We start from the raw sequence: 13,141 nt of genomic DNA, 5'->3' as shown, positions 1-13,141 counted from the left end.
TATTTAAACAAAAATTAAGGGATATATAAGCAAAAAGGAATCCGATAAGTAAACAGTTTTGGAAATCTGAAAATCAAAAACAGTACAAGAGGAAAATTCATGGATTACAGCGCTAAAGTGATGGACCATTTTTCAAACCCGAGGAACATGGGAAATATTGAGGACTGTGATGGAGTAGGAGAAGTAGGGAACGCAAAGTGCGGAGACATAATGAAGATCTTTCTAAAGGTTGAGGGAGACAGGATTGTGGACGTGAAGTTCCAGACCTTCGGGTGCGGGGCTGCAATTGCGTCAAGCAGCATGGCAACCGAACTTATCAAAGGAAAAACCCTGAAAGAAGCCTGGGAACTTTCGAATAAAGCAGTTGCAGAGGCACTTGACGGGCTCCCTCCGATAAAAATGCACTGTTCAATGCTTGCGGAAGAGGCAATCCATGAGGCGATCAACGACTATCTGCAGAAAAAAGGGCTTGAACCCTGGGACTGAATGAGTCTCGGCTGATTTGAGAAATGGATTCATTTTGAAAATCAGATCACTTTAGAAAAGGAAGCCACTTTAAAAAACGAAATTATTGCAGAAAAAAATTACTTTTAAGCTGAAATCACTTTAAAAAACGAAGTCGCTCTGGGAATTAAGTTATTTTAAAAATGAAATCACTTTGAAAACGGAATTATTATGGAAAACGGAGTTGTTATGGAAGACCGGTTAATTGCAGAAGAAATAAAAAAGCTCAAAGAAGAAAGAAACGCAATAATCCTTGCTCATTTTTACACCCGCAGGGAAGTACGGGAAGTTGCGGATTTCGTTGGGGATTCCCTTTCCCTCTGCAGGGAAGCAGTGAACTCAAAAGCTGATGTCATAGTTTTTGCAGGCGTCCATTTTATGGCAGAGTCGGCATCGATTATTTCTCCCAAAAAGTTAGTCCTTTTGCCGGTTCCGGATGCGGGCTGCCCGATGGCGGACATGGTTACCGTGGAGGCTCTCAGGAAAGAAAAAGAAAAGCACCCGGATGCAGCCGTCGTCTGTTATGTGAACAGTTCAGCCGCCGTAAAAGCGGAGTCGGATATCTGCTGCACCTCTTCAAATGCAGTAAATGTGGTAAATTCGGTTGAGAACAGGGAGATTATTTTTGTCCCGGACAAAAACCTTGGAGCCTTTGTATCCCTTCATACCGACAAAAAAATACACCTCTGGCCCGGGTTCTGCCATGTCCATGAGAACATAGGGAAAGAGGACATCGAAGAATTAAAAAACCTCCATCCTGGAGCGGAATTTCTTGCACATCCCGAGTGCAGACCTGAAGTCCTGAATTTTGCAGCCCATATCCTCAGTACTTCCGGAATTGTAAAGGAAGCAGGAAGGTCAGAGGCCACAGAGTTTATAATCGGGACCGAAAAGGAAATTGTTCAGAACCTGAAACGAAAATACCCGGACAAAAAATTCTATCCCGTATCAAAAAAGGCTGTTTGCTATAATATGAAAAAGGTCACCCTAGAGTCCATCCTGAACAGCTTCCAGAGTATGGAATATGAAGTCAAAGTCCCGGAACATGTGAGGACGAAAGCAAAAAAGGCTCTTGACCGGATGCTTGCGGTCAGCGGAACTTAACAAGAGAGAGGGAAGTTAAAGAGAGGAAGTTAAAGAGAAGAAAGGAGCCTCCTCTCTTATTTTTCAGTCCTGCTATCTTTTTTCCTGTAAACAGATATTTATTTATATAAGAATCACAATTGTGATGAGAGATTCACAATTGTGAATCTATGTAAAAAGCGGATTTGTCAGAATGGCAGAGTGGCTATGCTTCCGGCTGCAACCCGGAATTACGTGAGTTCGATTCTCACTTCTGACTTGAAAAATAAGGTCTTGAGGTAAGATAAAATGGGTAACAAAAATGAAAACCAAACTGGAGAAAAGGGGTTGAAGAGAAGAGCCCTTGAAAACCCGGGCATCTCAACTCTCGCGGTACATGCCGGAGCAAAACCTGACCCTGCCACGGGAGCAAGGTCAGTTCCGATTTATCAGACTGCAGCTTATGTATTCGATGATACGGAACATGCAGCCGACCTTTTCGGGCTCAGGAAAGAAGGCAATATTTATACGCGCCTGATGAACCCCACAACCGATGTCTTTGAGAAAAGGATCGCCGCCCTTGAGGGAGGGATAGGTGCCCTTGCGACCTCTTCTGGGATGGCTGCAATTACAACAGCCCTGCTCACCTTTACAGGCCCGGGGGATGAAATCGTTTCAGGCGATAAAATCTATGGGGGGACCTACGAGCTTTTCAATTACACATTTCCCAAACTCGGAAGGACCGTAAAATTCGTAGATTCCGGCAGTCCCGAAGAATTCAAAAGGGCTATATCCTCAAAAACAAAAGTCCTGTACGTGGAGTCAATCGGAAATCCCAAGCTTGACGTCCCCGATTTTGAAAAACTTGCAGAGATTGCCCATAAGGCAGGAATTCCCCTTGTCGTGGATAATACGGTAGCTCCGGTGATCCTGAGACCTATAGAACACGGGGCAGACATCGTGGTACACTCGGCAACGAAATACATAGGAGGGCACGGGACTTCGATAGGGGGAGTAATCATCGATTCCGGAAACTTCGACTGGAGCCCTGAGAAATTCCCTGAAATCTGCGACCCCGACCCCGGCTACCACGGGCTGAAATATAAGGAAGCTTTCGGAAAGGCTGCTTTTATTGCAAAAGCAAGGGTGCAGTTCATGAGGGATATCGGAGCCTGCCTTTCTCCTTTTAACGCATTCCTGTTCACGCTTGGGCTTGAGACTCTTCCCCTGAGAATGAAAAAACACTGCGACAATGCACTTGCAGTCGCCAGGTTCCTGCAGGCCCACCCGAAAGTTGCCTGGGTCTCCTACCCCGGCCTTGAATCCCACAGGAGCCATGAGCTTGCAAAGAAATACCTGAAATCCGGCTACGGGGCAATAATCGGGTTCGGGATCAAAGGCGGGACAGAGGCGGCAAATAAGTTTATCGAAAGCCTTGAGCTCTTTTCCCACCTTGCAAACATAGGAGATGCAAAAAGCCTCGTAATTCATCCAGCTTCAACAACCCATGAACAGCTTTCGGCAGAAGAGCAGAGAGCATGCGGAGTGACCGAGGACTTTATCAGGCTTTCCATAGGGATCGAGGACGAAAAAGACCTGATTTTCGATCTTGAACAGGCACTTTCTGAGGTATGAGATAGCATGGCGGTTTCTTCCGGGAATTCTTCCGTGAACTCTTCTAAAAAACTTTTTCCGGAAAAAAAAGGTCAGAGCATCGGGATAGTCCGCTCGATGAACTATAAAATCCCGGGGACCTTCGGCCTTGAGAGCGGAAAAACTCTTTCCGGCGTCAGTATAGAGTATGAAATGTACGGGAAGATGAATGCCGATAAGAGCAACGTTATCCTGATCTGCCACGCCCTTACAGGTGATGCCCACGCTGCCGGGTTTCATGAAGGTGACAAAAAACCGGGCTGGTGGGAGATCGTAATCGGCTCCAATAAAGCATTTGACACTGAAAAATACTGCGTCATCTGCTCAAATATCCTGGGCGGCTGTAAAGGCTCTACAGGCCCTTCCTCCATAGACCCCGAAACCGGAAAACACTACGGCATCTCCTTTCCCGTAATTACGGTCAAGGACATGGTAGATGCCCAGAAAAAACTGATAGAGAAGCTCGGAGTAAAACAACTTTTTGCAGTTGCGGGCGGTTCCATGGGGGGGATGCAGGTACTCCAGTGGACGGTCAGCTACCCCGAAATGGTAAGAAAAGCAATTGCAATAGCGACCACAGCCTCCACAACTCCGCAGCAAATCGCATTCGGAGCAATCGGCAGGAAAGCCATAACCGATGACCCAAAATGGAACGGCGGAGACTATTACGGAAAAAAGATACCTGCCGGGGGGCTTTCCCTTGCCCGTATGATAGGGCATATCACATACCTGAGCGACGCTTCGATGCAGAAGAAGTTCGGAAGGCTCCAGCGGGATACCGATAAATCAGGTACGAAAGCAGGTACTAAAGGCACGACGGGCATAGCGGATACAAATTTATCTGAGCTCTCCCCTGAAATCCCCTCCGAGCTCTCCCACGACTTTATCCCTAATTTCCAGGTTGAAAGCTACCTGAACTACCAGGGAGATAATTTCACAAAGCGCTTTGATGCCAATTCCTACCTGTACATTACGAAAGCCGTGGACTACTTTGACCTTGCAAAAAATGGCTCCCTTATAGAGGGCTTTTCCGGAGTTACTGCAAAATACCTTGTAATTTCCATCTCTTCGGACTGGCTCTACCCTCCTTATCAGTCTCAGGAGATCGTTTCAGCCCTTACCGCAAACGGAGTTGATGCCAGGTACGAAGAAATCAGGTCCCAGTACGGGCATGACGCCTTCCTGCTTGAAGAAGGACAGCTGAACTACCTGATAAGGAGTTTTCTCTCACATATCCTTGTCAGCGATGTCATGAACCGGAACTTCTATACGGTCTCGAGAGACGAAACCATCGAACACGCCTCAAAGCTCATGGTAAAAGAATGCGTAAGCCACCTGCCGGTTATCTCAGAAGACGGCAAACTCGAAGGCATAGTCACATCCTGGGACATCACAAAAGCAGTGGCATGCAAAATCAATGAACTGGACGAAATCATAACACGGGATGTCAGGTACGTATCAGAAGACGAAAGGATTGAAAAAGCGTCCTCAATAATGGAGGATTACTCAATTTCCGCACTCCCGGTCATTGATTCAGAGCACCGCATAATAGGCATTGTTACAAGCGAAAGCATAAGTGCCCTTATCGGCAGGTTCGGTTAACTGAAGGGAGATTTTGTTCCGGGATGACGGAATGATATCTTCCGCTTTCCTTGCCATACAGGATGTAAATGAGGCTCACCGGCTTAGAGTAATGAAAATTAAATAACAGATCGCGTCTACTGTTTATTTTTAAATAAGATATCGCGGCTTGAAATCCTGGTGTTCAAATCTGCTCCTTTCCTGGTGTTCAAATCTGCTCCTTATAACTCCACTCTCTACCTCGTGTCGTTTCTAGTACAAAAATTTGATTCGTTGCTTTTTCGATAATATTTCCGAGATCTTGATCTGAAAAAATGTAATTTTTGTAATAGTAGAATATTTTCAGTTTGCTTGGCAAAGCATAATGAGCTTGAAAACTTTTGGAAGTAAAGGTGAATAAAACAGTAATGGTATTCAAAGGGTTTTTTAAATGTGCTCAACATTTTGAATAACATAATCATTTACTCACCTTAACTGTAGAAATTTGCTTATAATTTACTGAAGTTTATTAAGGAGGTATAAGATGATTTGTGTATGTGGAGCAAATTGTGACGGATGTCCTCATCTGAATGACGAATGTGCCGGTTGCGATGCACTTGAAGGCAAGGTTTACTGGACTCAGTATATTGGCGCTGATATTTGCCCTGTTTACAAATGCGCCGAGGAAAAAGGTTATCAAAATTGCGGTGACTGTTCTCAAATCCCCTGTGAACTCTGGATTTCTTTAAAGGACCCTTCATGGAGTGAAGAGGAACATCAAAAATCAATTCAAGACCGGCTTTCCATTTTGAAAGGATCAAGGTGAACTTCAGAGCAGAATTCAAAACCATTCTAAAGTTCAATACGCAATGCAACAGCAGGCGACTTAAAAGGTTAAATGTTGGGTAAATTCCAATTCCATTTTGGTACTGTGGAATGATCATGTAAAATGAAACAAATTTGAAGTTGAAGTAAAAAGTGAGTCATCTGTATACGACATATAACTGCAATAAAAGAAATTAAAAAAGCGAAATAATTTTGGGATAAAACATAGTTAGACCGACTGTATAATTTCCTGGCGTTGTAAACGTATGGGTTGCATTCATGGCATGTTTTGACTTGGTAGAATCGCCGAAATCCCAATACCGGGAGTAGGTGCTTCGCCTTTAATTGTAGCTCTGTCTTTACTTGTGGCAGCGAATAACACCGTTAGAGGTGTTGTTTCAGAGTTACATTGGATGTAAATCCAGCTTATGGTTCTATGGGTCTAGCAGTGAGATCATACATATAGATATCACTAAAAAAAACACCATCAAGGGGTAATCTTTGGCGACTATCCTTCTTATACACAATCCTGTCTCCATAGATATCAGGATCTTGTGCACCTCCGCTAGTGGTAATCTGAGTCTCCTTCTGAGTGGAGAGATCGTACATGTAAATATTTATGTTTTCGTTGCGGAAATCTCCCCATACTATCTTATTACCATAAATAGCAGGATAGTATTGACTTGATTTATTGGTAGTAATCTGAGTCTTCTTGGAAGTGGATAAATCGTACATGTAGATATCGGTGGTGACATCTTCTCTGTGCCATTCTTGCCACACTATCCTGTTACCATAGACGTTAGGGAATGTTGCTTCTCCATTGGAGGTTATTTGAGTTTCCTTGGAAGTGGAGAGATCGTACATGTAAATATCCGGACTTATGTATCGAAGATCATGCCAGACTATCAAGTTACCTTGCATATTAATATATTGAGGTATTCCTTTTGAAATTATCCGAATTTCCTTAGAAGTGGATAGGTCGTGCACGTAAATACCTTTATTTCTAGTTCGATAATCCATCCACATTATCCTGTCACCATATATTTTAGGTCTCTGAGCGCGCCCGCTAGTGCTTATTTGAGTTTCTTTGGAAGTAGATATATTGTACATATAGATATCATACTGTCCATTACGATCATCTTGCCATACTATTCTATCACAGTAGAGTGAAGGATATGTCTGATTTGATTCATTAGCAGTAATCCTGGTTTCCCTGGAAGTGGAGAGATCGTACATGTAGATATCGTAGTTTCCGTTGCGAAGGTCTTGCCATACTATTCTGTTACCATAGATATCAGGATGGGATGCTAATTCGCTGGTTGTAATCCGGATCTCATTTTCTGTAAGTACAATTATTGTATCACTTTTTGAGGTAGTGCCATAAGCATTTCTTACTGTCAGGTTAACAGTATGGATTCCTGGCGTTGTAAATGTATAAACAGGATTTACATCGGTTGAGTCTGCTTTTCCATTACTGTCGAAGTCCCATACCCTTGACGTTGCATTTTGAGAAGTGTCATTAAACTGTACCGTCAGGGGAGCATAACCCTCGATAATGTTACTACTAAAATTTGCATCGGGGGCTTTTGGATCGATAACAACTATGTAATTTGGCATTGTCGCTGTACTATTACCCACAAAATTTCCTACGGTAAGATTTACTGTGTAAATCCCTGGTTTTGTAAATGTGTGGATTGCATTCGTGGTGTGAGATGTGTGGATTGCATTCGTGGTGTGTTTTGAATAAATGCCATCGCCAAAATCCCAATACCAGGAAATAGGTTCTTCGCCTTTACTTGTAGCTTTGCCAATAATTCTACCATAGAAAGACACCATTAGAGGTGCTTTTCCAGAGGTTACATTAGCATAAAAATCTGCCACTGGTGGCTGTGGGGGAGTTACAGTAATATAATTCGGTTTCGTTACCGCACTATTGCCTGCTTCATTTTCAACTGTTAAAGTAACGTTATACACCCCTGTCTTTGTAAACGTATGTGTTGCATTCATGGCATGTGTTGAGCAAATACCGTCACCAGTGTCCCAATGCCAGGAAGTTGGAACTCCGCCAGTGCTAGTATCGGTGAATAATACCGTTAGAGGTGCTATCCCGGAAGTCACATTGGATACAAACCCAGCTTGTGGTTCTATGGGTCCAGCAGTGAGATCATAAACATAGACATCACTAAAATAACCATCACCAGGGGGCAATCTTTGACGATTATCCCTATACACTATCCTATCTCCGTAGATATCAGGTCCCATTGCACTTCCACTGGTGGTAATCTGAGTCTCCTTCTGAGTTGAAAGATTGTACATGTAAATATTGTATTTTCCGTTGCTGTGGTCCTGCCACACTATCCTGTCACCATAGATAGCTGGAGACGAACCTAACGAGGACTGCCCACTGTAAGAGATCCTGCTTTCTTTCTCGGTTGAGAGGTTATACATGTAGACATCTCCTCTCCCCTTAGTAAAGTCTGAATTGCGACTATCCTGCCATACTATCCTATCACTGTAGATCACGGGATCATATGCTCTTCCGATAGTGTTGATCCTGGTTTCCTTCTTAGTGGAAAGGTCATAAATGCAAATACTATCTCTGCTAATGGAATTGTTATTTTTATCCATAATAGTTCCATTGCATCGAGAATCCTCCCAAACTATTTTGTTACCATATATCGAAGGGTTACTTGCAGATCCTCTTGTGGTTATCTGAGTTTGTGTATGAGTGGGAATATCGTACATATAGATGTCAGTCTTGTAGTTGCGCTCCGCAGCCCACACAATTCTATCACCGTAAATATCAGGAACACAATGGGACAAATTCTCTGTGATTAGTGAACTTGTAGAATTAAGTATATCATACACGTAAAGTCTGACCCTAACTGGATTCTCATTTCCATTATAAAGACAGTATACAATTTTATTATCATAGATAGCAGGACGTGCTACGTAATAATAATGTTCAGGCATGGTAATTATAGTATCATTTCCGGTTTTTAGGTCATAAAGATGAATTTTGTCCCAATATGACCACACCACTTTATCACCGTAAATAGAAGTCTCTCCATTTACTCCAATATCCTCTGAGAGCTTAATTTCCTGGGCAGCTAACGTTACAGCTGAGTTTGAAACCAAAAATACGAAAAATAATGCTATTAACACTAAAGGTATTGAATGTAACTTTTCCTTATTTGCCATTTATTTACCCTCACCGCCCCTCATTAAAAAAATATTATTACTTACCGTTTTTCAATAATTTTTACTATTTCCTTTGAATTTCAATCTGTGATTGACTGAATACTCTAAATATGACGACAATTTAGAGTTGTCAAAAACACAACGGCTAATTCAAATAAAAATGAAAAACACAATCAGTAATTGTAGTTAAAACAAAATAATTGCAAATAACGCCTGCCTAATGTAGATTCTATCCGGAAAGCAATAACTGGATGCTGAAAAAGTAAGTACTTTCCTTCAATTGTTTTTCTCTCTTTTCCCCCATATTGTTAATGATCAGCAATGTTGATGTAGTTTTCCAGTATTACATCCTTTATGGGGATTAATGTGGGGAATAAAATAATAAATCTAGCACTGGCTTTGATTTTTCTAATAAGCTTTACATCAATAGCAAATGCTGGCAAAGAGACTATGATCGTAGGTTCGAGGCTAACATTGAGTCCATCAATCTATGGCAACATTGTTACATGAGCTGATACTTTTGTTAACGGAGCTGCCATGTATAACTTGACTACTGGAAACATAACCGGACTAGGACATGCGGAAAGTAGCCCATCTATTCAAGGAGATAAAATTACATGGCGGGACGATGGAAGCGTGATAGTGTATAACATTTCCACTGGCAAAGAAATTAAAATCGTTAATGCAAGTACACCAGCGATCTATGGTGATAACATCGTATATGTAAGGTCAAAATATGAGAACGGTCAGCCTGCCGATTATCAAACTGCTCCGTATAATAGTTTATATTTATACAATCTCATCACCAACAAAGAAGTTCAATTAACTGATTATGAACATGCTACCTATGTTTTTTCCATTTATGAAGACAGGATTGTATGGGTACAGAAAAATAAAAACACGCGGCTTGGAAATATTTCTATATACGACATACCCACAAAGAGAGTAAGTGACATCAGCATAGATGGTAGATCAGGAAGTCCTGATATTTACGGAAACGTTGTCGTGTGGACAGAATATCAAAACGGATCAACGAACGTCTATATGAGGGATATTGCCAAACACAAGACTCTCAAGATTTATTCAAATTGCATAGGTGGTAAAGTAAGAAGTCCTGACATTTATGGAAACATTGTCATGTGGACAGAAGACCAAAACGGCTCAACGAATGTTTATATTCGGGATATTGACAAAAATAAGACTTCTCAAATTTATACCAATTGGACAGGATATTGTCTAAGTATATATGGGGATAGAATTGTGTGGATGAGTGGCTCTGGAAAAGGTGATAACTTCCATAGTGATATTTACATGTACAATATCTCAACTAATGAGACAACCCGCATTACTAACAACACTTATGCAAGAGAGCCCGCAATTTACGACGATAAAATTGTATACATTGACTCACGCAGTGATCCGGAATACCGGGAAGACAGAAACATCTATTTGTATAATCTTTCAGCTTGAAACTTAAGAAAAAGCCTTCTTTCGTTATAGAACGGAGTATAAAATCAGAAGACCCTGGACAAGTGATAATTGGAAGGTTTGGTTAACTAAAGGGGGATATTTACAACGCAGATAAAGAAGAAAAGAAAGTTTATGTTTTCGATATTCTCACAGCTGAACAGGCGCACAAGAAGTATGGAAGATTGTAAGCCGCTGTAGCTTTTATAAATACTTGATATGAAAAGCAAAGGCGACCTCAATCAAACCTTTCAATAACCTCCCAGGGATAATATACCCTTCAGCCATATGTGAGCTGTCTTTTTATGCTCTTTCTTTTTTAGATATCGTGTTTAAGGCCATCACGAAGCTGGAAATAAATATCAGAGCGATTATTCCGGAATTTAAAGGGTTATTTATAAATGTACTGGCAAAAGGACTGGCAATCGAATAATTCGCGGTACGCAGCCCATAGTAAGCCGATTCCAGAAGTAATGCTATAAGCGAGATTAAAAATGCTATCATAAAACTGCGGATTATAGTGTCAAGTCTCATTGTCTATCATCTTTTACAACTGCATTCTCAGATATAAATAAATTTATTTCAGTCGAATACCCTGTGAATTTTTTTTATTGCGAACAAAAACGGGCTTAAAATTATAGAGCTGAATATTGACCTGTACAACGTTATTTGCCTTATCACGTCGTTCTTGTCCCGCTCGACGAAGGAGAGCGGCCTTTTCCAAAAGACAAATAAGAAGAAAAAGATGATACAAATAACTTGAAAAATGCTGAAAAAGCTAAAAAGTGAAAAAAACCAAAACCCTGTCAAGGGGCAGATAAAAAGCTAAAACTATCTAAGAAACACTTCTTTTCAATATTTTCCCTTAGCCTCAATTTTCTCTCTTTTTTGCAGGGCCGCCAGACAAGCCGGCGGAGGCGTTAATATTTAATTGACTGACTAAAAGTTGGTGTCTCCTTAATCATAGGGGAATGGAAAACTCTAAAAGTTCACCCACCAAAATTAAACTGATTACACATAAAAATCCACGTCCTCCAGCACTCCGCCCTTAACACCCTCGGCACAATCGAGGAATACGCTAAAACCAGAGGCTACTTCCTTGAATCAACCCGCTTTTAAGAAACCGAAAAGCAGCCTGCTCTGGATTCTTTTGACCTCCTTATAATCATGGGCGGTCCCGTGGGAATCTACGACTACGCCAAAAACCCCTGATTGATAGTCGCAAAGCCGTTCATCAAGTTGAATGGAACCAAAACATCCATAGTCTTTTGATGAAGAGGTTGAACAATTTGGAATCGATGTACTAGCAAACGTATTTACCGCTGGATTTTTGAAAAAGAGTATAAGGAGATGGACCAGTTCTCAAAAAGGTATCCAGAGCCTGATCAGCGAATAAAAGAAAAATTGAGTCGGGTAACAATACCTGCTTCAACATGTGTTTGTCTTGTCTGTATACCATGGCTTTCGGAATTGACCAGAATTTCGTAATCTCCGGGGATGAGTTCGTCAAGTATATATTCACCCCGTTCATCCGTGACAGAGGCGATATCTCTATGAGACGGACTGCGGCCTGTGACCATAACCATGGCATCGACTACAGGTTCATTATTTGCATTTGTTACCCGACCGGCTATGGATCCTCTTTCCATCCAGCATTTCTCCTCTCGTTACCTCGTCTCTGATATTCCCATCTATATTTCGATACTTGCAGTCCTTTAGCTTCAAATCTTGCAAGATACCGAATTTATCTCAGGGGTTATTTTTCCACTGCTTTATGTTATCAAACACCGGCTTGGTTATGCGCGTAGCCGAGTTGCCCGAAGGGGAACCATTGGTATGGATGCCGACAGCATAGCGCTTGCCGTTTGTCAGCCACCAAACCGGGGATCCGCTTTGACCGCCGGCAGTATCGATATTGTAGACAATTGTTCTCACTGTGACCCATTTAATTCTGCGTGCGTGCCACCATTGAGTTCCCGAGGGTTTATCTCCCGGATAACCCGAAAGGTTTACCTTAAGTCCTTTAAGTGAAGACCGGTTTAAATTTGCATACCCGAAGTATCCAAGCCGGGTACCGTACTGGCAACTGCTTGGCAGGATGATTGCTCCATAGTCATGCGAGCGTTTCTTTTTCTTGGTCCAGCCTTTCACACTATGGAAATACGAAGAAGTGCAGGACTCGTAGGGACGTACAGAACCGTTCCTGCCGGGGATTACCTCTATACTCCTTGCCCATCCCCCACGGCTGTGCATGTACACAACATGCCCTGCGGTAATAACAGTGCGCGGACCGACAAGCCATCCCGTACCGATCCACCGGCTCCCATCTTTAGCTGTAATTTTCAAGGAACAGACGGCTCTCCATGGGAAAGCAGTGGTGTTTGTGATCTGCACACGGTCATCTTGTCCAATCACGACTTCCGCAGTGGTCCTGCTGAGATTGGGCTGCTGCCTCACCATTGCCACGGTAGCGGGATCGGCAAACTCTGCGTACCAGGCGTCCAGCAAATAGGTTTCGTCTTCCAGAGCCTCCACATCCTCCCGGTCCATTTCCAGAATTTTTTCGTCATAGCCTTCCTTCAGCCCGAATTCAAGCTCACTTTCCGTGATTGGAGGCATGCCTTCAAGCCCATATTCCGGAGCTTCCATTTCACCTTGATACTCTTCAGGTTTCCCGCTTGAAACTTCCATATGGTCTTCGAGTTCCTCGGTTTCTTCTTCAATCTCGTAATAGGCTGTTGTTTCCGGACCGGTTTCCAGGTCCAGCATTTCTTTCTCTTCGGAAATCCCCTTAAACCCTTCTTCAATATCTCCCAGATACTCTTTCGAAGAGATCGGGATTTCAGATTCCTTGGATATAGTCATTCCC

General features: G+C 42.3%; 10 protein-coding genes. 6 read left to right on the top strand and 4 right to left on the bottom strand.

Features of this window, described 5'->3' with window-relative positions; genetic code table 11:
• Nucleotides 1-99 precede the first annotated feature (99 nt).
• The 5 genes from nifU (at nt 100) to ACSAZL_RS07935 (ending at nt 5,605) form a co-directional block, all read left to right on the top strand.
• The gene (gene nifU / locus ACSAZL_RS07955; protein ID WP_440948155.1) at nt 100-486 is read left to right on the top strand and encodes a Fe-S cluster assembly scaffold protein NifU; all 387 of its coding nucleotides are present in this window, start codon (nt 100-102) and stop codon (nt 484-486) included.
• 207 nt (nt 487-693) lie between these two features.
• On the top strand, nt 694-1,608 hold the full coding sequence (gene nadA / locus ACSAZL_RS07950; protein WP_440948807.1) for a quinolinate synthase NadA: 915 nt from the start codon (nt 694-696) through the stop codon (nt 1,606-1,608).
• A 267-nt stretch (nt 1,609-1,875) separates the two neighbouring features.
• Nucleotides 1,876-3,201, top strand: a complete 1,326-nt coding sequence (locus ACSAZL_RS07945) for an O-acetylhomoserine aminocarboxypropyltransferase/cysteine synthase family protein (RefSeq protein WP_440948154.1) — start codon at nt 1,876-1,878, stop codon at nt 3,199-3,201.
• 6 nt (nt 3,202-3,207) lie between these two features.
• The gene (metX, locus tag ACSAZL_RS07940) at nt 3,208-4,821 is read left to right on the top strand and encodes a homoserine O-acetyltransferase MetX (RefSeq protein ID WP_440948153.1); all 1,614 of its coding nucleotides are present in this window, start codon (nt 3,208-3,210) and stop codon (nt 4,819-4,821) included.
• A 502-nt stretch (nt 4,822-5,323) separates the two neighbouring features.
• Nucleotides 5,324-5,605: a DUF3795 domain-containing protein gene (locus ACSAZL_RS07935; protein WP_440948152.1), complete on the top strand. Its 282-nt coding sequence runs from the start codon at nt 5,324-5,326 to the stop codon at nt 5,603-5,605.
• Nucleotides 5,606-5,798: 193 nt separating this feature from the next.
• Here the strand turns inward: ACSAZL_RS07935 and ACSAZL_RS07930 are convergent, their stop codons facing one another.
• Both ACSAZL_RS07930 and ACSAZL_RS07925 read right to left on the bottom strand, forming a co-directional pair.
• Entirely contained in the window at nt 5,799-5,885 is an 87-nt protein-coding gene (locus ACSAZL_RS07930; protein ID WP_440948806.1) for a hypothetical protein, read from the bottom strand.
• A 145-nt stretch (nt 5,886-6,030) separates the two neighbouring features.
• On the bottom strand, nt 6,031-8,805 hold the full coding sequence (locus tag ACSAZL_RS07925) for a PKD domain-containing protein (RefSeq protein ID WP_440948151.1): 2,775 nt from the start codon (nt 8,803-8,805) through the stop codon (nt 6,031-6,033).
• Nucleotides 8,806-9,351: 546 nt separating this feature from the next.
• Here ACSAZL_RS07925 and ACSAZL_RS07920 point away from each other — a divergent pair.
• Nucleotides 9,352-10,275 carry a TolB family protein gene (locus ACSAZL_RS07920; RefSeq protein ID WP_440948150.1) on the top strand — a complete coding sequence of 308 codons (924 nt, stop codon included), beginning with the start codon at nt 9,352-9,354 and terminating at the stop codon, nt 10,273-10,275.
• Between the two features lie 1,382 nt (nt 10,276-11,657).
• On the opposite strand, the gene ACSAZL_RS07915 is transcribed toward ACSAZL_RS07920, so the two are convergent.
• The gene (locus ACSAZL_RS07915; RefSeq protein WP_440948149.1) at nt 11,658-11,921 is read right to left on the bottom strand and encodes a carboxypeptidase-like regulatory domain-containing protein; all 264 of its coding nucleotides are present in this window, start codon (nt 11,919-11,921) and stop codon (nt 11,658-11,660) included.
• Nucleotides 11,922-12,021: 100 nt separating this feature from the next.
• Nucleotides 12,022-13,137, bottom strand: coding sequence for a trypsin-like serine peptidase (locus ACSAZL_RS07910; RefSeq protein ID WP_440948148.1), 1,116 nt, complete (start codon nt 13,135-13,137; stop codon nt 12,022-12,024).
• Nucleotides 13,138-13,141 lie beyond the last annotated feature (4 nt).

It is taken from the genome of Methanosarcina mangrovi (assembly GCF_052057765.1).
Taxonomy (GTDB): domain Archaea; phylum Halobacteriota; class Methanosarcinia; order Methanosarcinales; family Methanosarcinaceae; genus Methanosarcina.
This window is presented reverse-complemented; position numbering and strand designations above follow the sequence as displayed.

What these genes read in the sequence shown, in the direction of transcription:
- nifU (WP_440948155.1), top strand. Translation starts at nt 100, where the DNA reads ATGGATTACAGCGCTAAAGTGATGGACCATTTTTCAAACCCGAGGAAC.
- nadA (WP_440948807.1), top strand. Translation starts at nt 694, where the DNA reads ATGGAAGACCGGTTAATTGCAGAAGAAATAAAAAAGCTCAAAGAAGAA.
- ACSAZL_RS07945 (WP_440948154.1), top strand. Translation starts at nt 1,876, where the DNA reads ATGGGTAACAAAAATGAAAACCAAACTGGAGAAAAGGGGTTGAAGAGA.
- metX (WP_440948153.1), top strand. Translation starts at nt 3,208, where the DNA reads ATGGCGGTTTCTTCCGGGAATTCTTCCGTGAACTCTTCTAAAAAACTT.
- ACSAZL_RS07935 (WP_440948152.1), top strand. Translation starts at nt 5,324, where the DNA reads ATGATTTGTGTATGTGGAGCAAATTGTGACGGATGTCCTCATCTGAAT.
- ACSAZL_RS07930 (WP_440948806.1), bottom strand. Translation starts at nt 5,885, where the DNA reads ATGAATGCAACCCATACGTTTACAACGCCAGGAAATTATACAGTCGGT.
- ACSAZL_RS07925 (WP_440948151.1), bottom strand. Translation starts at nt 8,805, where the DNA reads ATGGCAAATAAGGAAAAGTTACATTCAATACCTTTAGTGTTAATAGCA.
- ACSAZL_RS07915 (WP_440948149.1), bottom strand. Translation starts at nt 11,921, where the DNA reads ATGGAAAGAGGATCCATAGCCGGTCGGGTAACAAATGCAAATAATGAA.
- ACSAZL_RS07910 (WP_440948148.1), bottom strand. Translation starts at nt 13,137, where the DNA reads ATGACTATATCCAAGGAATCTGAAATCCCGATCTCTTCGAAAGAGTAT.